Annotated in this window: 23 protein-coding genes and 1 riboswitch; of the genes, 1 reads left to right on the top strand and 22 read right to left on the bottom strand. The window is 49.4% G+C overall.

Annotated features, from left to right (window positions below):
- Positions 1-39: 39 nt before the first annotated feature.
- The 9 genes from fabG to KNO91_RS02250 form a co-directional block, all read right to left on the bottom strand.
- Positions 40-780: a 3-oxoacyl-[acyl-carrier-protein] reductase gene (gene fabG, locus KNO91_RS02290; RefSeq protein ID WP_214788886.1), complete on the bottom strand. Its 741-nt coding sequence runs from the start codon at positions 778-780 to the stop codon at positions 40-42.
- Positions 773-1,693 carry an ACP S-malonyltransferase gene (gene fabD / locus KNO91_RS02285; RefSeq protein ID WP_214794124.1) on the bottom strand — a complete coding sequence of 307 codons (921 nt, stop codon included), beginning with the start codon at positions 1,691-1,693 and terminating at the stop codon, positions 773-775. The genes fabG and fabD overlap by 8 nt, the downstream gene beginning before the upstream one ends.
- A gap of 18 nt (positions 1,694-1,711) precedes the next feature.
- Positions 1,712-2,701, bottom strand: coding sequence for a phosphate acyltransferase PlsX (plsX, locus tag KNO91_RS02280; protein WP_214788891.1), 990 nt, complete (start codon positions 2,699-2,701; stop codon positions 1,712-1,714).
- Positions 2,698-3,267 carry a transcription factor FapR gene (gene fapR / locus KNO91_RS02275; RefSeq protein WP_214788894.1) on the bottom strand — a complete coding sequence of 190 codons (570 nt, stop codon included), beginning with the start codon at positions 3,265-3,267 and terminating at the stop codon, positions 2,698-2,700. The genes plsX and fapR overlap by 4 nt, the downstream gene beginning before the upstream one ends.
- An 85-nt stretch (positions 3,268-3,352) precedes the next feature.
- Entirely contained in the window at positions 3,353-5,383 is a 2,031-nt protein-coding gene (gene recG, locus KNO91_RS02270) for an ATP-dependent DNA helicase RecG (RefSeq protein WP_214816091.1), read from the bottom strand.
- Entirely contained in the window at positions 5,370-6,257 is an 888-nt protein-coding gene (sdaAA, locus tag KNO91_RS02265; protein WP_214788900.1) for an L-serine ammonia-lyase, iron-sulfur-dependent, subunit alpha, read from the bottom strand. Before sdaAA ends, recG begins: the two co-directional genes overlap by 14 nt.
- A 12-nt stretch (positions 6,258-6,269) precedes the next feature.
- Positions 6,270-6,932 (bottom strand): L-serine ammonia-lyase, iron-sulfur-dependent subunit beta, encoded by a 663-nt coding sequence (gene sdaAB / locus KNO91_RS02260; RefSeq protein WP_214788903.1) that lies wholly within the window; start codon positions 6,930-6,932, stop codon positions 6,270-6,272.
- A 63-nt stretch (positions 6,933-6,995) separates the two neighbouring features.
- Positions 6,996-8,675, bottom strand: coding sequence for a DAK2 domain-containing protein (locus tag KNO91_RS02255; RefSeq protein WP_214815893.1), 1,680 nt, complete (start codon positions 8,673-8,675; stop codon positions 6,996-6,998).
- A gap of 22 nt (positions 8,676-8,697) precedes the next feature.
- Positions 8,698-9,060: an Asp23/Gls24 family envelope stress response protein gene (locus KNO91_RS02250; RefSeq protein ID WP_015881350.1), complete on the bottom strand. Its 363-nt coding sequence runs from the start codon at positions 9,058-9,060 to the stop codon at positions 8,698-8,700.
- A 252-nt stretch (positions 9,061-9,312) separates the two neighbouring features.
- Between KNO91_RS02250 and rpmB the strand changes: the two genes are divergently transcribed.
- A complete protein-coding gene (gene rpmB, locus KNO91_RS02245; protein WP_015881349.1) occupies positions 9,313-9,501 on the top strand; it encodes a 50S ribosomal protein L28 in 189 nt (62 codons plus the stop codon).
- A gap of 57 nt (positions 9,502-9,558) precedes the next feature.
- Here rpmB and KNO91_RS02240 read toward each other — a convergent pair whose 3' ends face one another.
- The 13 genes from KNO91_RS02240 to gmk all read right to left on the bottom strand — a co-directional run bounded on the left by KNO91_RS02240 (position 9,559) and on the right by gmk (position 23,447).
- Entirely contained in the window at positions 9,559-10,146 is a 588-nt protein-coding gene (locus tag KNO91_RS02240; protein ID WP_214794133.1) for a thiamine diphosphokinase, read from the bottom strand.
- The gene (gene thiT, locus KNO91_RS02235; RefSeq protein ID WP_214815889.1) at positions 10,143-10,718 is read right to left on the bottom strand and encodes an energy-coupled thiamine transporter ThiT; all 576 of its coding nucleotides are present in this window, start codon (positions 10,716-10,718) and stop codon (positions 10,143-10,145) included. Before thiT ends, KNO91_RS02240 begins: the two co-directional genes overlap by 4 nt.
- Before the next feature lie 73 nt (positions 10,719-10,791).
- A riboswitch (TPP riboswitch) is annotated at positions 10,792-10,892 on the bottom strand.
- A 20-nt stretch (positions 10,893-10,912) separates the two neighbouring features.
- Positions 10,913-11,569: a ribulose-phosphate 3-epimerase gene (gene rpe / locus KNO91_RS02230; protein WP_214788915.1), complete on the bottom strand. Its 657-nt coding sequence runs from the start codon at positions 11,567-11,569 to the stop codon at positions 10,913-10,915.
- Positions 11,570-11,572: 3 nt separating this feature from the next.
- Positions 11,573-12,460, bottom strand: coding sequence for a ribosome small subunit-dependent GTPase A (gene rsgA, locus KNO91_RS02225; RefSeq protein WP_214789858.1), 888 nt, complete (start codon positions 12,458-12,460; stop codon positions 11,573-11,575).
- Positions 12,461-12,503: 43 nt separating this feature from the next.
- Positions 12,504-14,453: a Stk1 family PASTA domain-containing Ser/Thr kinase gene (pknB, locus tag KNO91_RS02220; protein WP_214815887.1), complete on the bottom strand. Its 1,950-nt coding sequence runs from the start codon at positions 14,451-14,453 to the stop codon at positions 12,504-12,506.
- Between the two features lie 5 nt (positions 14,454-14,458).
- Entirely contained in the window at positions 14,459-15,193 is a 735-nt protein-coding gene (locus tag KNO91_RS02215; protein ID WP_214788920.1) for a Stp1/IreP family PP2C-type Ser/Thr phosphatase, read from the bottom strand.
- 8 nt (positions 15,194-15,201) lie between these two features.
- Complete coding sequence (gene rlmN, locus KNO91_RS02210) at positions 15,202-16,287, bottom strand: dual-specificity RNA methyltransferase RlmN (protein ID WP_214794140.1); 1,086 nt, start codon at positions 16,285-16,287, stop codon at positions 15,202-15,204.
- 3 nt (positions 16,288-16,290) lie between these two features.
- Positions 16,291-17,622, bottom strand: a complete 1,332-nt coding sequence (gene rsmB / locus KNO91_RS02205; RefSeq protein WP_214794143.1) for a 16S rRNA (cytosine(967)-C(5))-methyltransferase RsmB — start codon at positions 17,620-17,622, stop codon at positions 16,291-16,293.
- Complete coding sequence (gene fmt, locus KNO91_RS02200) at positions 17,609-19,009, bottom strand: methionyl-tRNA formyltransferase (protein WP_214788929.1); 1,401 nt, start codon at positions 19,007-19,009, stop codon at positions 17,609-17,611. Before fmt ends, rsmB begins: the two co-directional genes overlap by 14 nt.
- A gap of 11 nt (positions 19,010-19,020) precedes the next feature.
- Positions 19,021-21,345: a primosomal protein N' gene (gene priA, locus KNO91_RS02195; protein WP_214794146.1), complete on the bottom strand. Its 2,325-nt coding sequence runs from the start codon at positions 21,343-21,345 to the stop codon at positions 19,021-19,023.
- Positions 21,342-22,532: a bifunctional phosphopantothenoylcysteine decarboxylase/phosphopantothenate--cysteine ligase CoaBC gene (coaBC, locus tag KNO91_RS02190; protein WP_214794149.1), complete on the bottom strand. Its 1,191-nt coding sequence runs from the start codon at positions 22,530-22,532 to the stop codon at positions 21,342-21,344. The genes priA and coaBC overlap by 4 nt, the downstream gene beginning before the upstream one ends.
- A gap of 58 nt (positions 22,533-22,590) precedes the next feature.
- Positions 22,591-22,800, bottom strand: coding sequence for a DNA-directed RNA polymerase subunit omega (rpoZ, locus tag KNO91_RS02185; protein WP_015881337.1), 210 nt, complete (start codon positions 22,798-22,800; stop codon positions 22,591-22,593).
- On the bottom strand, positions 22,800-23,447 hold the full coding sequence (gene gmk, locus KNO91_RS02180) for a guanylate kinase (RefSeq protein ID WP_031421596.1): 648 nt from the start codon (positions 23,445-23,447) through the stop codon (positions 22,800-22,802). Before gmk ends, rpoZ begins: the two co-directional genes overlap by 1 nt.
- Between the last annotated feature and the right edge of the window lie 112 nt (positions 23,448-23,559).

Raw genomic sequence — 23,559 nt, 5'->3', positions numbered from 1 at the left:
TAAGTATATTAAATGTCTGTCTATTGGTAAAGTTCTCTTTTATGCCATCGTCATGCCGCCATCGACGGCAATCGTCTGGCCAGTCACGTAAGCAGCCTGTTCAGACGCCAAAAATGAGACGAGGTTCGCTACATCTTCCACTTGTCCGAAACGGTTGAACGGAATTTGCTCGAGTGTAGCGTCTCGCTGCGCATCTGTCAAGGCATCGGTCATGTCGGTTTGAATGAAACCAGGACAAACGGCATTGACCGTCACATGACGACTTGCGAGTTCGCGTGCCACAGATTTTGTCAATCCAATCAACCCTGCTTTTGCGGCCGCATAGTTTGCTTGTCCTGCGTTCCCAGTGATGCCGACGACCGAGGCGATATTGATGATACGCCCTGATTTTGATTTGAGCAACGGACGTGTCACCGCTTGCGATGTGAGGAATGCCCCTTTCAAATTCGTCGATAAGACGTCATTGAAATCTGCCTCTTTCATACGCATGAGTAACCCATCACGTGTAATCCCTGCATTGTTCACAAGACAATCGACGCGTCCATACGTATCGACTGCCGTCTTGACGAGTGCTTTGACGTCGTCTGCGTTTGAGACATCTGCCTTCACAGCAATGGCTTCTCCGCCTGCTTCGGTGATGGCTGCCACGACGGCGTTTGCCTTCTCTTCACTACCCGAGTAGTTCACGACGACACGGAAGCCGTCTTCCCCTAAACGTTTCGCGATGGCCGCACCGATTCCACGGGACGCACCAGTCACGATCGCTACTTGATCATGCACGAACTTCTCCTCCTAACGAGGCGACTTCTTCAAGCGTGGTCGCCTTTTGAATCGAAACGTTCGAATCGATTCGTTTAATCAACCCTGAAAGGGGTGACGATGGACCGAACTCGATGAACGTGTCCACTCCGTCTGCAATCGCTTTTCGAACACATTCTTCAAAACGCACTGACGAATAGAGTTGTTTCGTCAACAACGCTTTTAAATGTTCAGGATCGCGATGTACAACCGCATCCACGTTCGAGATGAAATCGACAGACGCCTCTTTGAACGGTGATGAGGCGAGGACATCCTGGAAACGTGTCGCCACCGGCATCATATATGAACTGTGGAACGCACCGGAGACGTTTAACGGTAACACTCGTTTCGCGCCGGCTGCTTTCAATTCTACACTTGCCTGTTCGACAGCATCGATATGCCCGGAAATGACAAACTGACCAGGGCAATTCAAGTTAGCGATTTGTACTAAATCCCCACTCGCACTAATTTTTTCAGTGATATGAAGCGCTTCTTGAAGATCGGTCATTCCGACGACTGCCGCCATCGTCCCGTCTTTCACTGAAGACATCAAATTACCACGTTCTCGAACGAGCACGGTCGCCTCTTCTAAATCGATGACCCCTGCCGAGACGAGCGCAGCATACTCTCCTACGCTATGTCCGATGACGACATCTGGTGTCGCACCATTTGCCGCATAGGCTTGTGCCAGTAACGAGGCATGCGCCACGATTGCCGGTTGTGCGACTTCTGTTTCTTGGAGGTCTTCTTTCGACCCAGCAGACATGACTTCAAGAAGGTCAAATCCGAGTCGACGCCCGATTGCCTGAAGAGTTTCAGGTTGGTCTAAAAATGTCTGTCCCATTCCGACGGCTTGAGAGCCTTGTCCCGGGAACACCCATGCTACTTTCCCCATGTCCTCACCTGCTTTCGCTTAGTCTATCGCTTTGGCACGCTTGATTTTATCGACGACATCGTGGTCTACCATGATTTTCGCCTGTTTCAACGCACTCATCATTGCGAGTGCGTCACTCGATCCGTGCGCCTTGATGACAGGCGCATTGATCCCAAATAAACCGGCTCCCCCATGTTCGCGATAATCAAGCGTTTCTTTCAATCGTCTTAATTTCGGTTTTAAGATGAGAGCGGCAAGTTTCGATACAAGATTGCTCGTGAATTGTTCTTTCATCATCTTCATAAGCATTGCTGAGGATCCTTCTACACCTTTTAACAAGATGTTTCCGGCAAATCCTTCTGTCACGATGACGTCCACATCTCCTGACATCGCTTCACGCGCTTCGACATTCCCGACAAAGTGGACAGGGGCCTGTTCAAGGAGGGGGAACGCTTCTTTCGTGAGCGCATTTCCTTTTCCGGCTTCTGTCCCGATATTGAGAAGCGCGACACGCGGTGTTTTGATGCCACGAACATGTTCGGCATAGAGTGAGCCCATGATCGCATAATCCACAAGATGTTCGGCTTTCGCATCCGGATTCGCTCCGACATCCAACACGACGACACCACTACCTGTATATGTAGGGAACGTCGGAGATAATGCCGGACGCTCGATTCCTGGGATTCGTCCGATGATGAAGAGAGATGCAGCCATCAAGGCGCCAGTGTTTCCAGCAGACACGAGAGCATCCGCTTTACCTTCTTTGACGAGATTGGCCGCTACGACGAGCGAACTGTCCTTTTTACGGCGGACCGCTCGAACCGGCTCGTCCTCTCCTGTAATGATTTCACTAGCTGGAACGACCGTCACACGAGGATCGTCAAGTCCGTAAGAGGCGATTTTCACCTCGTCACCGACTAAAAAGAGCTCCATCGGCTCGTTCGGATATTGTTCGACGAACCGTTTCACACCTTCTACGATTGCTTTCGGTGCGTGGTCGCCACCCATTGCATCAATTGCTAATTTCATGCTTGTTCCTCCTCACCACGTCGGTAAATCGTGAAGTCGCCTTCAAAGACGCGCTCCTCGCCGACATAACTTTCGACTGTGACGTCTGTTCTTCCGTCTCCTCTTAGCTTAATCACACGAGCCTTGGCAACGACTCGCTCTCCAAGATGAACCTGGCGACTAAATCGGATCTCCGCTTTAGTGGTCAACGCCAATTCATCATTGATGAGCGCCACCGCTAACGAGTTGGCTTGCGCGAACAAGACGTGTCCACGAGCAATCTCATTGCGGCTAAAGACGTGTTCTTTTTCGATATCGAGGACAGAAATCGCAGAGTCATCGAGTTTCAAGTCAATCATATCACCGATGACCTCGCTCATTGAAAGCGATTTGACTTCATCGAGGTGTTCAGAAGCCACATGTTTGATTCGTTCCCTCACTTCTGGAATTTTTAATTCCATCCGATCGAGACGAATCGTCTGGATGCTGACGGAAAACTGTTTTGACAGTTCCTCGTCTTTGATGAACGGATTGCGCTCAATCGTTTCTTGTAACAAGCGTTGCCGCTCTTTCTTAGGTACCCGCATTCAGTTCCCTCCTAAACTAATCGCTAAAGAACTTAATACCTGGTACTAATAGCAGTATATATTCTTTAGTCGTCATTTTCAAGTATTATTCTAACCTTTCCCCTACGAGGAGGTCGAGTTGTTTCAAATAGCCACGTAACCCTTCATATTGGGCGTCCTGCCAAAACGCATCGCTTCCGAGAAGTGCCACGGCGTCACGCATCGCTACTTCCATCACTTTTAAATCGAGAACCGGATCGGCGACCCGGAAGCTAGGCAGCCCGCTTTGGGCGGTACCAAAGAAATCACCGGCACCACGTAACTCTAAATCTTTCTCCGCCAATACGAATCCGTCATTCGTCTCCGTCATCGTTTTCAGTCGAACTTTTCCAACATCTGACTTCGGATCCCCGACGAGGATGCAGAAGGACTGATGGGCACCACGACCGACACGTCCTCGCAACTGGTGCAGTTGTGCGAGACCGAAGCGCTCAGCGTCATGAATAATGATGAGTGAAGCGTTCGGAACGTTTACCCCGACTTCGACGACCGTCGTCGACACGAGAATTTGTGTCGCATTGTCGGCAAATGATTTCATCACGTCGTCTTTTTCTGCGCTCGATAGCTTCCCGTGCATCAAACCGACGGCATAGTTTGGGAACCGTTCTTTCAACAGTTCATATAAAGCTGTCGCACTTTCGACTTCGAGCGTATCCGACTCCTCGATGAGTGGTGCAATCACATAGGCTTGACGGCCAAGCGTCAGCTCTCGATCGACCATCGAATGAACACGGTCGATTTGGTCTTGCTTCGCCCAATATGTTTCAATCGGTTTTCGGCCTTTTGGCATCTCATCAATCGTCGAGACGTCCATCTCTCCGAACGCACTGATTGCAAGTGTCCTCGGAATCGGGGTCGCTGTCATATACAAGACGTCCGCAAATTCGGCTTTATCACGAAGTTTCTTCCGTTGTTCGACACCGAATCGATGCTGTTCGTCTGTAATCGCCAAATGCAAATTCGAAAATTCGACCGGTCCTTGAATGAGGGCATGCGTTCCGACGATGATGTCGACATCACCGGATCGAATCGCAGTCAGAAGCGCCTCCCGGGCTTTTCCTTTCACCGAGCTCGTCAAGAGGGCGATGGTGATGCCAAACGGCTCAAACAATTCCTGTAAAGATGTCGCGTGCTGTTCGGCTAAAATTTCGGTCGGTACCATCAATGCGCCTTGATACCCAGCCATGACGGTCGCATACAAGGCAATCGCGGCAACGACGGTCTTCCCGCTCCCGACATCCCCTTGCAACAATCGATTCATCCGTTCTGGCTTTTCGAGATCGGACACGATTTCACGGATGACCCGTGTTTGAGCTCCCGTCAATGGGAATGCGAGTCGTTTGACGAATTCGTTCAATTGAGGCTTATCAAGTTGAAGGGCCCGACCGTTTCCTGACCGCTCCATTTTCCGAAACGCCTGCAATTTCAATTGATACATGAGACACTCTTCGTATACGTAGCTCCGTCTCGCCTGCTTATATGTCTCCACCGTATCCGGGAAATGCATCCCGCGAAGCATGGTCATTCGGTCCTCTAGTCGATACCTGTCTCGTATGGACTGCGGCACCCGTTCCGGGAGGTCCGTCACTTGTTCGAAAGCTAACTTGACGATTCGACTAAAGTTTTTTTGCGTGAGTCCGGCTCGTAACGAATAGATGGGCTGAAGGCCGCCTGACGGTGCACCGAATTCGAGGTCGGTCGCACTGATCGTCATCCGATTCATATCCCATTTCCCTTTGACCGTGACGGTTTCGCCAATCGTCAACTTATCCTTATAGAACGCCCGATTGAACATCGTCACTTGGACTGCATACCGTTCTTCTAGCAATAATCTAAACTGAAGGCGGTTCTTACCTTTACTGTAGTAACGAACGAGTGGTTCTGCTTGTACCGTCCCACTCCATTTGACGAGGTCCCCGTGAACAGCGGTCGTTACGGTCCCACTATTATAATTCTCATAACGAAACGGGACGTGCTCTAGCACGTCCTCGATTCGAACAAGTCCCATCATTTCTAGTTTTTTGGCCATCTCTGGCCCGACTCCTTTCAGAGTCGTCAGCCGTTCATTGTTTTGCATCTTCTTTCGCTCCAAAAATATTTCGTTCGAGGCGACGAGCCGTCGGCGTATTCGCCAATCCACCTTTAGCCGTCTCCTTCAACGCAGTCGGCATCATTTGACCGACTTCATGCATCGCTGAGATGACTTCGTCACAAGGAATACGCGATGTGATTCCCGCGAGGGCCATGTCCGCTGCGACAATGGCATTAGCACCGCCCATGGCGTTCCGTTTCACACACGGCACTTCAACGAGTCCTGCCACAGGATCACAGACAAGGCCGAGCATGTTTTTAAGGGCGATTGCAAACGCCGTAGCCGACTGGTCCGGTGTCCCGCCGGCCGCTTCGACAATCGCTGCTGCTGCCATTCCGGTCGCTGAACCGACTTCTGCCTGGCATCCCCCTGCCGCTCCTGAAATCGAAGCGTTGTTCGCCACAACAAACCCGAACGCTCCTGACGTGAACAAGTAGCGAATCATGGCATCGCGGTCCATCTCGAGGCGATCTTTCACCGCGAATAACGTTCCTGGCACGACGCCCGCACTCCCCGCAGTCGGTGTCGCACAAATTCGTCCCATCGCCGCGTTCACTTCGTTCGTCCCGATTGCTTTTGACACGGCATCTAAAATAAGGTCTCCGGCAAGTGATTTGCCTGAACGTATATAATCTTGCATGAGTACGGCATCGTTCCCCGTCAATCCCGTCACCGATGTGACACCTTGAAGCGCACGTTCGACCGCTTCTTCCATGACCTCGAGGTTACGGTCCATCATTCCGATGATGTCTTCCCGGCTCGAGCGTCTGACGTGCATCTCTTGTTCGATCATCACCTCAGAAATCGGGATACCTCGTTCTGTTGCCATCGTCACTAACTCTTCTACTGATTTAAACATCTCACATTCTCCTTATTCCCCAAAAATAGCGATCCGTTCGATCTGCGGTAATCGTTCTAGCTCTGCTAACACTTCAGCAGGAATCGTTTCATCAATCTCAATGGCCATCAAGGCTTGCATTCCTTTTTCGTGACGACTCACTTCCATATGTCCAATGTTCAATTGATGATTCGCCAAGACACCTGTCACTGCGGCGATTGCCCCGAATCGGTCATGATGCAAGACGACGAGCGCAGGTCCCCCACCTGTCAACTTTAACGGGAATCCATTCAGTTCCGTGATTTCAATCGTTCCCCCACCGATTGAGATCCCGACGATTTCAAACGTACCGAACTCGTCTTCGAGCAAGACACGCGCTGTATTCGGATGATCCGTCAACAAATCGCTCGTCTCAAAGATGACTTCGATTCCTTTTTCACGGGCAATGTCTAACGCTTGTGGGATTCGCAGGTCGAACGTATCAAACCCCATAATTCCACCGACAATCGCGACATCCGTACCGTGACCACGATACGTGTCCGCAAACGACCCATAAAACGTGATGCGTGCGGTGCGTGGCGTTCTTCCGAATAATTTCCCTGCCATCAGCCCGATGCGCGCGGCACCTGCTGTATGCGAACTCGATGGCCCGACCATGACAGGACCAATGATGTCAAACACACTACGATATTTCACCTAATTTTCCCCCTTTCAAAAATCCCTACCTTCATTATACAGAAGGTAGGGACTTGAAACAGCTTATTCCACACTAAAAATATAAGAGTAAAGCGGTTGTTTGCCGTCGTGTACTTCAATCTCAATCTCATCATTTACAGATTCGATATATGACGTCAACGCTTCTACGTCTGCTTCAGATGAACCTTCACCCGTTAAGATCGTAATGATTTCATCATCTGCTTCGACGAGTGCATCGACCAACTTTTTAGCAGCTTCGAGGCTCGACGTTGAGGAAGAAACGATTTTCTTCTCTGCAATCGCCATGTGCTCGTCTTTCTTGATTTCCACACCATCGATGCTCGTGTCACGAACAGCGTAAGTGACTTGTCCGGACTTCACAGTCGCGGCAGCTGACTTCATCGCTTGTTCGTTCATCTCGACATCCGCCTCTGGGTTGAAGGCGATTGCTGCCGCAAGACCTTGTGGGACCGTCTTCGTCGGGATGACAGAGACGCCGCATGGTGCGACAGACGCTGCTTGCTCAGCAGCCATGATGATGTTTGAGTTGTTCGGGAAGATAAAGACGTGTTCCGCATGTGCAGACTCAATCGCCTTGACGATATCTTCTGTTGATGGGTTCATCGTTTGACCGCCCTCGATGACGTGTGCTGCCCCGAGTGAACGGAACAATTCGCTGACGCCTTCACCCATTGCTACCGTGACGATCGCAAATGGTGCTTTCGGCTTCTCTGCCTGTTGAACACCGTGTTGATTCGCACCATGTTCTTCTTCGAGAATGGTCGAGTGTTGTTGACGCATGTTCTCGATTTTAACGGCGACGAGTTCACCGAAACGTTGACCTTTCGTGATGACCTCACCCGGTGTCTCAACGTGAACGTGAACTTTTAAGAGTTCTTCGTCCGCGACGACAAGGAGAGAATCTCCCAGTTCAGACAATTCGTTACGGAACGCATCTTCATTGAACGGTGCATCCTTTAACTTTTCGTCTTGGAAACGAACCATGATCTCTGTGCAATAACCGAATTCGATATCTTCTGTAGACATGAACCCTTGTGCCGCATGCGCATGGTGTTCTGCCTCGATCAACGCATCCATGACAGGAGCATGTGGTTTCTCGAGCTCTTTGCCTTCAAGGCTAGCAAGGAAACCTTCGTAGATGACGAGAAGTCCTTGACCGCCCGAGTCGACGACGCCGACTTCTTTTAATACCGGCAACAAGTCCGGTGTACGGTCTAACGATGCTTTCGCTTCTTCGATGACGCGTTTCATAAATTCAGTGAAATCACTTGTCGACTCTGACGCAAGGAGCGCTTCGTCGGCCGCTTCACGAGCAACCGTCAAAATCGTTCCTTCAACCGGTTTCATAACCGCCTTGTATGCCGTGTCGACACCGCGCTTGAGCGCTTCTGCAAAATCAACTGTTGTCAGTTCTGCTTTTCCTTCAACAGCTTTACCGAATCCACGGAACAACTGACTTAAAATAACACCCGAGTTTCCGCGTGCTCCCATAAGTAGTCCACGTGCAAACTTTGATGACACCTCTGCGATATTTGATGAGTTCATCGCCGCTACTTCTTTCGCGCCCGACGTCATCGTCAAGTTCATGTTCGTCCCCGTGTCTCCGTCTGGAACCGGGAAGACGTTAAGCGAATCTACATAATCTGCGTTTTGGCTCAAGTTGGCCGCTCCGTTCGCGATCATGTTTGAGAGCGCCAATCCATCTAAACGTTTTAAACCCACACCAAATCCTCCTCCGTTTTCGTCAGTCATTCGTCAGACGAACGCCTTGAACGAATATATTTACCGACGAAACGTTTAATCCTAAAGTTTCTCCGAGCGTATACTTGACTCGGCTCTGCACGTTGTATGCGACTTCAGATACTTTCGTCCCGTAGCTTACAATGATGTGCATGTCGATATGTACGTCTTCGTCTTCTTGACGTACGACGACACCACGCGCGTAATTTTCACGTTTTAACAATTCAGCAATGCCGTCTTTCAATTGTGCTTGTGAAGCCATGCCGACCACACCGAAGCATTCCATCGCTGCACCACCTGCGAGTGTCGCGATGACGTCACTTGTGATGTCAATATTGCCATATGTTGTCTTCATTTCAATTGCCATATGGAGTAGCCTCCTTTATTCGGAATGATTCCTAATGTACATTCTACAATAAGTACCTAGTTATTAAAAGAACCTGCTCCAGAAACTCGGTCAATTAACGCGATAACCTCATTCATTATTCAAATCCTTGAGAGTAATGTCAAGTTTTTTTCTTGTCATGGTACGATTTTCTAGTTGCATCGGGAAAAAAGCCGTGCTAATATAAACGAGTGTCTATTAGGACGAACCCACATAAAAAAGGAGGGGAAACGCATGGCACGTAAATGCTACGTAACAGGTAAATCACCTAAATCAGGTAACAACCGTTCGCACGCACTCAACAAGACAAAACGTACTTGGGGTGTAAACGTACAAAAAGTTCGTATTCTCGTTGACGGTAAACCGAAACGCGTTTGGGTTTCAGCTCGCGCACTTAAATCAGGTCTCGTTGAACGCGTATAATACTTATACACGAACGAATAAATCCCAGCGGCATTCGCCGATGGGATTTTTTTGTGCTCATTTTTTGACAATCATGACGAGAACGGTCCCTTGATGGACCGTCAACCGGGCAGAATCCGTAGACCATTCATTTGAGATCGTCAGCGCCTCTCCGCTCGTCACGTCATGATGGTCAAGTGGATATTTGACATCTTTAATGGAAATCGTAGCTGTCTTCCATGGCATGAAAGACAAATAGTGACCGTCCCGTTTCGGAATGGTATAGTCTCCTATTCTTACAAGATAGACCGTTTGCCCTTCATCATGAAGGTGCATCTCCGGATAGGACTCCAGTAAGCCTACGTTCGCAAACGTCATATCGATCCGTCCCCCGAGAGCCCCATACACATCGATTCGTGTTGCTCCCCGTTCTCTTGCTAACTCCAATGCAATTTCTAAGTCTGTCACATCTTTCTCCGAAGGATAGCGTAACGCTTGATCAGGTGGTGTCCCATCGAACGAATCAAAATCTCCCACCACGACGTCTGGTACAACTCCTTCATCTAACAGTCTTTGATATCCACCATCCACACCAATCACAAAATCGGCATCACGCGGTAAGTCCGGAATAGGTGCCGGACTCGCCGCGACGATTAGTACGTTCATTGACGGATATCCCGTGTCGCCACACGCGTGAAACGTGGTGCTGTCGTGAAGAGAAGTACTAACACGATGGCCGAGATGACAAAGGATGGGAGCATATACGTGGCGTTATATCCGAGCGAGTAGGCCACGACCGGACCTTCTGCGTATTCAGCGAAGAAGACGATACCCGAGATGACGTGCGCTGCGTATCGTAACATCGACCCGAGCAATGCCCCGAGCACTAAATAGATGGCAAGCGTCTTTGTCGCACCTTGACTCGCAGCATGTTTCACTCGCCCTGCGAATACCCCGGCCATACCGACGAGGCCATATGCGACCGTATAGTCGAGCAAGAATTGTACAGGTGTGAAAATGTATGCTCCGAACAAGAGTTGAAGTGTCCCGACGAGCGCGCCTGTCGCAAGACCACTTTTCAGCCCGTGACGGAACGCCATGACAAAGATCGGGAGCATCGCTAAACTGATAGACCCACCTTGTGGTAAACGATATGGAATGAGCAAATCAAAAATAAGCCCGAGCGCCGCAAACAATGAAATTTCAATGAGCGCTTGTAATTTGAAACGTGATTTCATCCTTCTTCCTCCTTTATTTGTTTGAACGACAAAAAGCAGCATGACGTAAACGCCATGCTGCTTGAATTCGCAACGTGCATTTTCGCCACATCCCTACGTCCGTGTGAACGGAACAGGTTCAAAGGGTTAGCGTATGCCTCTCAGCCACATGATGTGACACCCCTTGCGACTCTATCTTGTTGTTCTACCGTCGATTATACACGAGATGCGCCACGAATGCTATCGATGGCTGCTTTATAATCCGATTGACTATAGATGGCTGATCCTGCCACAAGCACATCAGCTCCAGCATCGATGCAACGTTTTGCCGTTTCTGCGTTCACACCACCATCGATTTCAATCTCAAAATCAAGTTGATGGTCTTGACGAAGTTGGCTAAGCGCTGAAATTTTTGGCACGACCGATTCAATAAACGCCTGACCCCCGAATCCTGGGTTGACCGTCATGAGCAACACCATATCGACGTCCGTGAGTACGTGTTCAATCGTCGAAAGTGGTGTATGTGGGTTTAAGACGACCCCACATTTCGCACCTGCCGCTTTGATTTGCTGTAAGACACGATGCAAATGATTCGTCGCTTCCACGTGTACGGTTACGATGTCCGCACCGGCTTTCACGAAATCTTCAACGTAGCGTTCTGGTTGGTCAATCATCAAATGTACATCGAGTACCATGTCTGATTTTTTACGCAAGCTCGCGAGAACAGGTAGACCAATCGAGATGTTTGGTACGAATTGCCCGTCCATCACGTCAAAATGGATATAGTCAGCCCCTGCTTCTTGAACGGCTTTTACTTCAGCTTCCAAGTTGGCAAAATCGGCAGCTAAAATAGATGGTGCAATTTTAATCATCTGTCAATACCTCCGTTTTCGATCGTTTAACTCCTCCATAAAGGTAACATAATTTTCGTACCTTGTTGAAGCAATTTCGCCATTTTCAACCGCTTGTTTGATGGCACATCCTGGTTCATTAACGTGGACACATCCCCGGAACTTACAATCGTCATGGCGTTCCACGAATTCGGGGAAGCACCATCTGAGCTCATCTGTCTCAAGTTCCTGAGGAAACTCTAGACTTGAAAAACCCGGTGTATCGGCAACGAGACCATCCGCCAATTGGATTAACGTCACGTGACGTGTCGTATGTTTTCCTCGTCCGAGCGATTTCGAGATTGCACCTGTCGCCAACTCGAGTTCTGGCGCGACTGCATTGAGTAACGAACTTTTCCCGACACCGGTCTGACCGGCGAAGACGCTCGTTTTTCCCTTGAATAGACTGCGCACTTCATCAACACCGTGCCCATGCTCCGTCGACGTTTCGATCACGTCATACCCAATCGCCCGATAGCGAGCAATCGCCACTTGAATCGGTTCGACTTCACTTTCATCGAGCAAGTCCATCTTCGTCAATACGATGATTGGATGAATTTGCTTCGATTCAATGAGAATGAGAAAACGGTCAAGCAAATGATAGGAAAACGCTGGTTCCTTAACTGAAAAGAGGAGGAACGCTTGATCAATATTCGCAATCGGTGGCCGAACGAGATGGTTTTGGCGCTCTTCCACTTCAAGAATATAGCCGGTCCCATCTTCTTGATCTTGAATCACCACATCGTCGCCGACGACAGGTGAGATATTGCGTTTTCGAAAATTCCCCCTTGCCCGACAACGAATCTCTTGATTCGCCTCGGTCATCACATCATAAAACCCGCCTTGAAGACGAATGATTGTTCCTTTCATTATGACTACCTCCTTTTAAAAAAGAGGTGACGACACCGTCACCTCTTTATTGTGCCTCTTCGGCTTGCGCATATGTGACTGAATCCGTTCGAACAATCTCACCATCAACTTCAATCGTTGCTGTCCCGACTTCGTCAGGGGCAATGACTAGCGTGTACGAGTACGTTGTCGTCTCTGTGATTTGATCACGAAGTACCTCAATTTCACCACGTGCGTCAACCGTACGAATGACGACTTCGACCGCTTTCGGCTTCTTATCCTTATCCAGTTGCTCGACTTCAACACTCACTTCACGTTCAATCGAGATATCGGTCGGTTCGACGCCTTCCGATACAATCACCGTGAGCTCCGTTCCCGGGTCGACTGCCGTCCCGGCTGTCGGAAGTTGACGGATGATTTGACCTTTTGGAACACTTGTCGAAAATTCATCCTTCTTCACGATTTTCAATTTGTTCTGTTCAGCATAAATAGATGCTTCGTCGAACGTATACCCGGCAAGGTTAGATAGTTCCACTTTGTTGCTACCTGTCGACACAACGAGCGTGACCGTCACCTCTGAAGGAACGACCTCTTCACCTGGGTCAACCGATTGTGAAATTACATCCCCACTGTTTACCGTTTCAGAAGCTTCGGTTTTGATTTCAAGATCGCTGAATGCCAAGTCTTTTAGCATACGCTCAGCGGCAGTCTGTGAAAGACCTTCCACGTTCGGCATCTCGACCGTCTCTTTTCCGGCCGATACGACAATCGTCACAGTCGTGCCGCGTTTCGGTTTACGTCCTTCTTGCGGATTTTGCGAAATGACCTCACCCTCCGCAATATCATCGCTCGCACGTTCTGTCACTTCGACGACAAATCCAGAAGCCTCGAGTTCTGTCGTCGCGTCCCCGATACTCATGCCGACGACATCAGGCACGACGGCGCGCGACATTTCGTCGGCGACCACATACGCCGCAATGCTTCCCCCAATTAAGAGAATGACGAGTAATATCCAAATCCACCATTTGCGTTTCTTCTTTTTAACCGGTGCCTCATTTGGCTCCTGTTCCTTTGGTGGTGTGACCGGGGGCGGTGTCACCGGTACATCTTGTTTTTCTTCAGGCATGACCGGCGCCATGACGAGTGTTTGGTCGAACTCGTCTTGATTGGCTGAGAGACGTCTCGGCTCATTGGCACGTTCTCGGCTTAATGCGGTCATACAATCTTTCTTGAAAGCTGCGACCGATATATGACGGGCACCCGGTGATTTCGACAAGGCTTGCATGACACAATTCTCAAGCGCTTGTGGAATATTCGGATTCAAATCCATCGGCCGAATCGGGTCATCTTGCAAATGTTGAAGCGCGACTGCGACCGGCGTCTCGCCGATAAACGGTACGCGCCCCGTCAACAATTCGTACAAAACGGCACCTAGCGAGTAAATATCCGACTTTTCATCCGCGAATTTCCCGCGAGCTTGTTCAGGTGAGAAATAGTGGACAGAGCCTAGGACGGACATCGTATGCGTCAACGTCGCATTCGACATCGCAACCGCAATTCCAAAATCGGTCACCTTCACATTTCCATGCTGATCGATCATCATATTTTGTGGTTTGATGTCCCGATGAATGATTCGATTCGCATGGGCGTGATCAATCGCATCACAAATCTGTCCCATGATGCGCAACGCCTCATCGACAGATATGTATTCTTCTTGCAAATATTGTTTTAACGTCACGCCATCGACGTGTTCCATGACGATATAGTATAAATCATCTTCATCACCGACGTCGTAGATGGCGACGATATTCGGATGGTTCAGACTCGTAGCCGCGTGGGCTTCTCGCTCGAACCGACGTATAAATTGTTCGTTATGTGAGAATTCAGATCGCAACACCTTGATGGCGACGGTTCGGTTTAAAATCTCGTCATGAGCCCGGTAGACATTTGCCATGCCTCCGCTGCCGATTTGTTGTTCGATCCGATAACGATCGTTGATTCGTTCTCCGCTTCGCATCGGATTCATCCTCTCTTTCTATCTGTGAATTGAACGAGCGCGACCGTGATGTTGTCGCTCCCTCCCAATTGATTGGCTTCAGCAATGAGTTGATCTGCTTTTTGATCAGCCGATACAGCTTGTTGTAACACGTGTTGAATTGCGCCATCCGTCAGATGTGTCGTCAATCCATCCGTACAAATTAATATCACATCAAACTCAGGGTCAGCGAGCACTTGCACGTCAGGTTCGACTTGTTCGCTTGAACCGATCGCCCGGGTGATGACATTTCGTTTCGGATGAACGCGCATCTCCTCTTCTGTCAATTCACCGAGCTGTTTAAGCACGTTGACGTAAGAATGATCTTCTGTGAGACGTCTTAATTCATTTGCTTGCAAGGCATAGACACGGCTGTCACCGATATGAACGATGACCACCGTCTCTCCGTTCCAACAAACGGCTGCCACAGTCGTTCCCATCATGACGAGGTTCGACTGCTTTGCAAATTGCAACACTTGTTCATTCGCCAAGTGAATGTGATGACGGAACCATCGCTCGATATCGACCGGGGTCGACGGGAGAGACGGGAAAGCCCGTCGAAACTCCTCAATCACGATTTGACTCGCGACCTCTCCCGCTGCATGTCCACCCATCCCGTCGGCAACGAGCGCAATTCCTGAGAAGGCATCGCCTAAGATTAAAACTGCATCTTCATTTTGTGTGCGTACTTGTCCACGATCTGTTCGAAATGCTAATTCCATCTTTCTGATTACCTCGTTTCTTGTTCGCGCTCCTTCGCTCGAAGTTGCCCACAAGCAGCATCGATATCCGACCCTTGCTCGCGACGAATCGTCACGTTCACATTGCGGTCTTTGAGCACTTTTTCGAAGGCAAAGATTTGAGCTCTCGGTGTGCGTACATAATCGCGTTCCAATACGTGGTTAACCGGGATCAAGTTGACGTGACATTTGATTCCTTTCAACAAATCAGCCAATTGATGGGCATGGTCTTCTGTATCATTGACGCCACCAAACAATCCGTATTCGAACGTGATGCGACGACCGCTCTTCTCGGTATAGTAACGGACGGCATCCATCAACTTGTCTAAGTCAAAGGCACGGTTGATTGGCATGAGACGTGTACGTAGTTCTGTCGTAGCCGCATGAAGCGAGATGGCGAAGTTAATGCGCATTCCTTCATCCGCAAACTTGTAGATTTTTGGAACGATTCCACTTGTTGATACTGTGATGTGGCGTGCTCCGATGTTGAGTCCGTGATCATGGTTGACCGTGCGCAAGAAACGCATTAACTCATCATAGTTATCAAACGGCTCACCGATTCCCATGACAACGATTGAGTCGACACGCTCACCTGTCGCGTCTAACGCACGCTGTACGTCGAGCACTTGTGCCGTGATTTCACCGGCTTCTAAGTTTCGCTTCAATCCACCGAGTGTTGAAGCACAGAACGTACAACCGATTCGACAACCGACTTGTGTCGTGACACAAATTGAGTTCCCATATTCGTGACGCATGAGAACCGTTTCAATTGAATAACCGTCTTGAAGTTCAAATAAGAATTTGATTGTACCGTCCTGTGATTCTTGTTTGACCAATTCTTTTAACGTCGTCAATTGGAATGATGCTTCTAATTGGTCACGTAGTGCCTTTGGAACGTTCGTCATATCGTCGAATGACGTGACACGTTTAACGTACATCCAATCATATAATTGTTTCGCACGGAATGATTTTTCTCCTGCTTCCACGACCCACGCTTCAAGTTCAGGGAACGTCAACGAATAAAGTGACGGTTTTGCGCCTAAAAGTGGGTTTTTTTCTACTGCTTTTGGATTCATTTTTTATACCTCTTTCTTAAATGCGGCGATATAGAAGCCGTCGGTCCCGAATGTCGTCGGTAATAGTTTTAATTCAGCACGGTCCGATGCCATGATCGGACGAACAGATTGTGGGAGACGTTCTCGTAACGTTTCGTCCCAGACCAATCCTTTTGATAACACATAGTCAGCCTGTGTCTCGTTCTCAGACGGATCAATTGTACATGTCGAGTAAACAAGCGTACCACCTGGCTTGAGCAGTGGCAATACGGCATCAATGATTTGTCGTTGAATCTTCGGTAAGTTCTCGAGCTGGGCTTTGTCTTTCGTCCATTTGATATCAGGCTTGCGACGAATAACACCGAGCCCTGAACAAGGAACGTCCAGAAGGATTCGATCAAAACTCTCTTTTTCGAACTGTTCACCTGCCAGACGAGCATCAAGGGCAAGTGCGGTCACTCCATTGATGTGAAGACGTTTGGCTTGCTGGTCAATCAATTTCGCTTTATGTGGGTGTAAATCGAGCGCTGTGAGCGATCCACTTTCCATCCGCTCAGCCGTATGCATCGCTTTCCCACCAGGGGCGGCACACGCATCTAAAATATGGTCATCTTTCGAAACGCCGAGCGCATCTGCGACAAGCATCGAGCTCTCATCTTGAACCGATAAAAGTCCTTCCTCGATGAATGGGGTCGAATGGACGTTGCCCGATTCGACAACGAGTCCATCGCTCGATAGTTCAGAGCGAGATGTCAAGACGCCCAAGTCGGCCAAGCGATTCATCATTTCGTCGACAGACGCACGTTTCCGGTTGACGCGTACCGTGACAGGAGCCGGCTCATTGTTTAATTGACAGATGGCTTCAGCCGTCTCGACACCGTACAAATCAATCCAGTCCGAAACGAGCCACTTCGGGTGACTATGCTCAATCGAGATTCTCTCCGCATCCGTCAATTCACTAAAATCAGGGAATCCTTCACGGAGAACGTTACGTAACACCCCGTTCACGAACTTACTCGTCCCGAGATGATGTCCTCGTTTTTTTGCGATTTCGACGGCTTCGTGCAAGACGGCACGATCCGGTACCTTATCAAGGTAAAAAAGTTGATATACACTCATTCGAAGAAGCGGAAGCACGAACTTGTCGAGCTTCTTCGGAGAACGGATTCGATCGTTTAAGATGTAGTCCAACGTCCCTTTCCGACTGAGTGTCCCGTAGACGAGTTCGGTATACAGACCCACATCTTTCGGGGCAACTTTTTTTTGTTTTAATACATCATTGACGGCAATCGTTGAATACGCGCCGCCTTGTTCAATTTTCATCAGCGTATCGAGCGCTGCTTCACGTACGTTCATGAGTTCCTCCTAATCGGTCACCAACACGCAACTTTTGTCCAGCTCCGCGCATGAAGGTCGCACCATCCATTCGCTTTTTACCTGCTGGTTGTAGGTCCGTCACTTTGATGGCGACATTGTTTCCGGTCGCCACGACGAACCCGTCTTCTTCTAGGCGAATGACTTCTCCCGGTTGACCTGCACCGGTCGTCTTTTCTCCCATGAACAGTTTCACCCGTTCTCCGTCAAGCGTCGAGTAGGCCGTCGGGAATGGGTTCATCCCTCGAATATGGTTATAGATGGCTTCTCCACCGATACTCCAGTCAATCTGTTCGCGCTCACGGCTAATGTTCGGCGCAAACGTCACCTCCCGCTCATCTTGAGGGACCGCTTCAATCCATCCTTCTAAGAAAGCTGGAAGTGTGCGAATGAGAAGATCACTTCCCGCTACGGCAAGTTTATCAAATAGCGTTCCGACCGTATCCATCTCTTCGATTGGGACGATTGTATTCGCAATCATGTCACCCGCGTCTAACTTGTCGACCATATACATGATCGTCACACCTGTCTCCGATTCACCATCGATGATGGCTTGATGAATCGGGGCGCCTCCCCGATATTTTGGAAGAAGTGAGGCATGGACATTGATCGCTCCGTGAGGCGGTGCCTCGAGTAATGCGGTCGGCACGATTTGTCCATACGCTGCCGTGACGATGAGGTCCGGGCGCAACTCTAAAATTCCGGCATAATCTGTTCGAACTTTCTCAGGTTGTAAGACAGGAATACCGTGACGGAGTGCACACTCTTTCACAGGCGTTGGTTTGAGTTCACGTTTTCGTCCGACCGGTTTGTCCGGTTGCGAAACGACACCTACGACATTGTATCCTTCTTCGAGCAGTCGCTCAAGTACAGATACCGCAAATGTCGGAGTTCCCATAAAGACGATTCGCTTGTCTTTTCCAGGGTTTGGAACCGCTAGCTTGTCAGTGAACAAGACCCCATCCAAATGATCCATCTCATGCTGAATCGCACGAGCGAAGAAACCGCTCGCTTGAATGGTATGCGTCCGGCCTTTCAAGTCCTGATTTTTGACGACGATCGACTCATGACGTTCCACGAATCCGAATTCTCCTGGGATGCTTAAACATCCTTCAAGACCGACCTCACGTCCAGACGTTTCAATGATTTCAGGATTGATCAAGACGAGTGGACCCGTCTCATCATCGGTATGGACGACAGCGAGTCGCTGATTCAAATTGACCTGTGGCGCCGCGACTCCGACTCCATCGTACTCATACATCGTATCAAACAAACGGTCGACCGTTTGTCGCAATTTTTTATCGAACTTCGTTACCGGTTCGCATGTCACACGTAAAATATCGTTTGGTACTTCTACTACTTTATACATGTCTCTCCACCTCACATGAATACGTATGGGTTCACATCGATACTCATTTGATATTCTTTCTTACTGATTGCTTTTGCTCTTGCTTGTTGAAGTCGTGCTAGTTCCGCGTAGAGCGTGTCAGGTTGTTTCGTTTTAATGAACACTTGATAACGATACGCGTTCTTTAATTTTGATAGCGGGGCAGGCATCGGACCGTTCAAGCGGCTATTCTCTACTTGCGCTTGTAAAAAGTCCGATGCGAACAGTTCCGCTTCCGCTTTGGCGACGAGCGGGTTCTCTGCTGAGAACGTGACGAGCGTCAAAAACCAATACGGCGGGTGGTTCCCGACTTGACGAAGACCCATCTCTTTCGCAAAGAACGTTTCATAATCATGTTCACTCGCTGTCTCAATCACGTAATGGTCCGGGTTGTACGTTTGCACGAATGCCTCACCTGGAAGTTTGCCGCGCCCCGCCCTTCCCGCCACTTGGGTGACGAGTTGGAAAGTCCGTTCGGTCGCTCGGAAGTCAGGCATCCCGAGTGTCGCATCTGCCGCGAGTACCCCGACGAGGGTGACGTTCGGGAAGTCGAGTCCTTTGGCAATCATTTGGGTGCCGAGTAAAATGTCGGCCTCTCCTTCTTCAAAGCGTCGTAACAGTTGTTCATGGGAACCTTTCCGCGACGTCGTATCTTGGTCCATGCGGATGATGCGCGCCTCTGGAATCCGGTTCAACAGCTCCGTTTCGATCTTTTGCGTCCCTGATCCGAACTGCTTGATTTTTTTGCTGTTACACGATGGACACGTCGACGGCATCCCGACTTCATAGCCACAATAATGACACTTCAATCGATCACCATACTGGTGATACGTTAAATTGACGGCACAGTGCGGACACGTCATCCCTTCCCCACAGTCCCGACACATGACAAATGTCGTAAACCCACGACGGTTCAACAGAATGACACATTGCTCTTTTTTTGCGATTCGGTCGAGAATCCCGTCGAACAATTCTTCCGAGAACATCGTCGTATTGCCTTTTGCCAGTTCGCGGCGCATATCGATAATGTGGACAGGTGGCATTTCCCCGCCGTAACGCTCTTTCAAGTGTAAATAACGATATACACCTTTTTGCGCACGTGCGTAAGATTCGAGAGAAGGTGTCGCACTTCCCAATACGACGGGACACCCATGATAGCGAGACCTCCAAATGGCGACATCACGCGCATGATAACGTGGATTTTCTTCTTGTTTATACGTCGTCTCATGCTCTTCATCCAAGATGATGAGACCGAGACGGTCGAGCGGCGCAAAAATCGCAGAACGGGCCCCGACGACGACGTCGACTTCTTTCCGCTTGATTTTACGCCATTCATCATACTTCTCACCTTTTGAAAGAGCACTGTGTAAGACTGCGACACGTTCCCCGAAGCGACGCTTAAATCGCTTCACCATCATCGGGGTCAAACTGATTTCAGGCACGAGCAAAATGGCCTGTTTTCCTTCATCGATGACTTGTCCGATCGACTCTAAATACACTTCGGTTTTTCCGCTACCCGTCACGCCATGGACGAGTAATGTCTCTCCTGCATCCGCTTCATGAATCGCCTGGACCGCATTCGCCTGACTATCATTCAACTGCACAGATTCCTGTACTTGTTCAATCGTCGCGTAAGGGTCGCGATTCAATTCAACTTCCGTCAACCGTACCGCCCCAATGTCTTCAAGCTTTTGAAGTTGTGGGCGAGTCAATCCGATTTGACGAAGTGCCGACCAGTACATACGCGGCGTCTCTTCTAACTGCTGAATCGCTTCAAGCTGTTTTTTCGCGCGTTTCGAGACGACGGTCGCATCGAGCAGTTCGACGACGATGTCGGTTTTGACCGTTTTCTTCTCTTTCAGAACAGGGGCTAGGGTAAGCTCCCCTTTTTTAGCGAGTCCTAAAATGACAGACTGTATGTCTTTCGGATACTCCGATAAATGTGTCCCTAGACGAACACCGTCAGGCACATGCCCTTCTTTGATTTCTTTGTCATAACTGACTTTCAGCGCTGCAGGTAGCATCGCGAGAAGCGCGGAAGACCGAAAGCAAAGCGTCGTCTCTTTCACATGGATGGACAAGTCGAGCAGTTCATCAGTGAGTGACGATTCTTCATCTAATAAAGCTTCTAGTGGCTTCAATCCATCTCTCGTCCCGTCAGACGTGCCGACGACGATTCCTAACAGACGGCGTGAGCCGAAAGGAACCGAGACGCGCATCCCTGGTTCAATCAAGGATTCGAACTGTTCCGGCACTTCATAGTCAAACGGACGATCAATCGTGATCACCGGTGCATCGACATGGACGTGGGCAATCATCGGACCGCTTCCTTAAAATGTGTGAGCAGTTCGAACGCCAACTGTTTCTTCGATTGTTTCGGTAAGTTGAGCGTCGTCCCGTCTGCATGAAAGAGGACTGCTTCATTGTCGTCCGCACCGAATCCGACGTCGCTGCCGGATACATCGTTTGCGACGAGGAAATCGACGTTCTTTTTCTTCAGTTTGGCTGCGGCATGTTCTTCGAGCCGTTCTGTCTCGGCAGCAAACCCAACTAACACTTGATGAGTCTTTCGTTCACCGAGTGTTTTTAAAATGTCCGTCGTTTCTTCAAGTTCGATGGTGAGTGGTCCGTGAACTTTTTTATGTTTCTCTGCATGAACCGTTTTCGGACGATAATCCGCAACGGCCGCCGACTTCACGACGAGGTCGAGTGAATCAAAACGACTTGTCACTTCATGTAGCATCTCTTCACTCGACTTAACCGGAATCGCCGTCACACCGTCTGGAACCGGGACTTGAAGCGGACCGTGGACGAGTGTGACACGGGCACCCATATCACGTGCCACTTCTGCGAGCGCGACACCCATTTTCCCTGATGAGTCGTTCGATAAGTAACGGACCGGATCGATACGCTCTACCGTCGGACCAGCTGTAATCAATACTTCTTTTCCGAGGTATAGTTTCGGGACGAACTGGCTTTCGATGATGCGTACCAAATCTTCTGGTTCTGGTAGGCGTCCACCACCAATCCAACCACATGCCAAGTTGCCGACGCCCGGTTCGATCAACTGATAGCCGTATGATTTCAACGTCTCGATATTCCGCTGTGTGGCAGGATGTTCGAGCATATTCACGTTCATCGCCGGTGAGACGATGACCGGGCACTTCGCCGCAAGAATCGACGTCGTGATAAAGTCATCTGCAATCCCGTTCGCCAGTTTTGCAATCATGTTTGCTGTCGCAGGAGCAACGACGATCAAATCACTCGAGTCGACGACATCGATATGCGCAATCTTTGTCGGGTCGTGCTCTTCGAACACATCGGTATAGACCGGGTTTCGACTGAGCGCCTGGAAGGTCGCCTGACCCACGAATTGTTCTGCCGATTTCGTCATCGCGACACGAACATTCGCTCCGGCTTGAACCAATTTCGATGTGAGCGCACACGCCTTATAGGCGGCGATGCCACCACTCACACATAACAAAATAGTACGATCCTTCACCATTCCCAAACTCCCCCTTATAGACAATGAGACCCAAGTCGCAAACGACTTGGGTCACACTTCATCCGTTGTTTTTTTCGTTCACGATGATTGTCGTATCACCCGAAAATAGTTCTTCTAACGCTTGACCGACCGGCTTATATGATTTTGGCTCGGCGACTTTCGGTGCTTTTCCATCTTGAATCTGACGCGCCCGTTTCGCAGCGACCGTAACGATCGTATATTTTGACGGGATAGTACGTTGTAAGGCATCAATCGAAGGGTATAACATTAAATGACCTCCATCATGGCTTTTTTATAGAGTGACGCAACACGTTCACGTTTACAATGCTCAGCTGTCACGATCGCTTTAATTCGATCGATGGCTTTGTCGACCTCGTCGTTCGTGACGACGTAATCATAGGCGTCCATCAACTCGATTTCTTCACGCGCGACGAGCAGGCGTTGCTTAATGACTTCTTCTGACTCCGTGCCTCGTCCGATTAGACGATTGCGAAGTTCTTGAAGACTTGGTGGTGCCAAGAATAAAAAGACGGCTTCCGGGAGAAGTTCCTTCACTTGGAACGCCCCTTGCACCTCAATTTCAAGAATGACATCTTGGCCGCTTTCGAGCGTTTCACGCACCCACTCTACAGGCGTCCCGTAATAGTTGCCGACGAACTCGGCGTGTTCGAGCAATTCTTTTTGTTCGATCATGCGTTCGAACTCTTCTCTCGATTTGAAGAAGTAATGTACTCCCTCGACTTCCCCTTCACGTGGCTTTCGAGTCGTCGCCGACACCGAATATTGAAGGTTATTGTCCTCTTCCTCGCGAAGAGCACGACAAACGGTCCCTTTTCCGACACCGCTCGGTCCAGACAAAACGATTAATAATCCTCGTTCTTTAAAATTCACTGCAAGCCCTCCATCTTCTAACATCACATTTAATTATAATAGCAGTCAATCAATTGTCCCGGCAAGAAGAAGTTCGGATTTCCTACTCCATCGTACCATATTTTCTGTTTTTCTGATAACGTAGAGACAGAAAATG

Origin of the sequence: Exiguobacterium sp. s59, assembly GCF_018617475.1 — a bacterium.
Classification (GTDB): Bacteria; Bacillota; Bacilli; order Exiguobacteriales; family Exiguobacteriaceae; genus Exiguobacterium; species Exiguobacterium aestuarii.
The sequence above is the reverse complement of the archived record's forward strand: the minus strand, read 5'-3'. Positions and strand labels throughout refer to the sequence as shown.

What these genes read in the sequence shown, in the direction of transcription:
- rsmB (WP_214794143.1), bottom strand. Translation starts at nt 17,622, where the DNA reads ATGAACGTACGTGAAGCAGCGCTCGATACGCTGATGAAAATTGAACAA.
- sdaAA (WP_214788900.1), bottom strand. Translation starts at nt 6,257, where the DNA reads ATGTTTAAATCAGTAGAAGAGTTAGTGACGATGGCAACAGAACGAGGT.
- rpe (WP_214788915.1), bottom strand. Translation starts at nt 11,569, where the DNA reads ATGATTAAAATTGCACCATCTATTTTAGCTGCCGATTTTGCCAACTTG.
- fapR (WP_214788894.1), bottom strand. Translation starts at nt 3,267, where the DNA reads ATGCGGGTACCTAAGAAAGAGCGGCAACGCTTGTTACAAGAAACGATT.
- rlmN (WP_214794140.1), bottom strand. Translation starts at nt 16,287, where the DNA reads ATGAATCCAAAAGCAGTAGAAAAAAACCCACTTTTAGGCGCAAAACCG.
- coaBC (WP_214794149.1), bottom strand. Translation starts at nt 22,532, where the DNA reads ATGGTGAAGGATCGTACTATTTTGTTATGTGTGAGTGGTGGCATCGCC.
- KNO91_RS02250 (WP_015881350.1), bottom strand. Translation starts at nt 9,060, where the DNA reads ATGGCAATTGAAATGAAGACAACATATGGCAATATTGACATCACAAGT.
- pknB (WP_214815887.1), bottom strand. Translation starts at nt 14,453, where the DNA reads ATGCGAAGCGGAGAACGAATCAACGATCGTTATCGGATCGAACAACAA.
- plsX (WP_214788891.1), bottom strand. Translation starts at nt 2,701, where the DNA reads ATGAAATTAGCAATTGATGCAATGGGTGGCGACCACGCACCGAAAGCA.
- KNO91_RS02240 (WP_214794133.1), bottom strand. Translation starts at nt 10,146, where the DNA reads ATGAACGTACTAATCGTCGCGGCGAGTCCGGCACCTATTCCGGACTTA.
- thiT (WP_214815889.1), bottom strand. Translation starts at nt 10,718, where the DNA reads ATGAAATCACGTTTCAAATTACAAGCGCTCATTGAAATTTCATTGTTT.
- rpoZ (WP_015881337.1), bottom strand. Translation starts at nt 22,800, where the DNA reads ATGTTATACCCTTCGATTGATGCCTTACAACGTACTATCCCGTCAAAA.
- gmk (WP_031421596.1), bottom strand. Translation starts at nt 23,447, where the DNA reads ATGTTAGAAGATGGAGGGCTTGCAGTGAATTTTAAAGAACGAGGATTA.
- rpmB (WP_015881349.1), top strand. Translation starts at nt 9,313, where the DNA reads ATGGCACGTAAATGCTACGTAACAGGTAAATCACCTAAATCAGGTAAC.
- KNO91_RS02215 (WP_214788920.1), bottom strand. Translation starts at nt 15,193, where the DNA reads ATGGAATTAGCATTTCGAACAGATCGTGGACAAGTACGCACACAAAAT.
- fmt (WP_214788929.1), bottom strand. Translation starts at nt 19,009, where the DNA reads ATGTATAAAGTAGTAGAAGTACCAAACGATATTTTACGTGTGACATGC.
- priA (WP_214794146.1), bottom strand. Translation starts at nt 21,345, where the DNA reads ATGATTGCCCACGTCCATGTCGATGCACCGGTGATCACGATTGATCGT.
- fabD (WP_214794124.1), bottom strand. Translation starts at nt 1,693, where the DNA reads ATGGGGAAAGTAGCATGGGTGTTCCCGGGACAAGGCTCTCAAGCCGTC.
- recG (WP_214816091.1), bottom strand. Translation starts at nt 5,383, where the DNA reads ATGCAAAACAATGAACGGCTGACGACTCTGAAAGGAGTCGGGCCAGAG.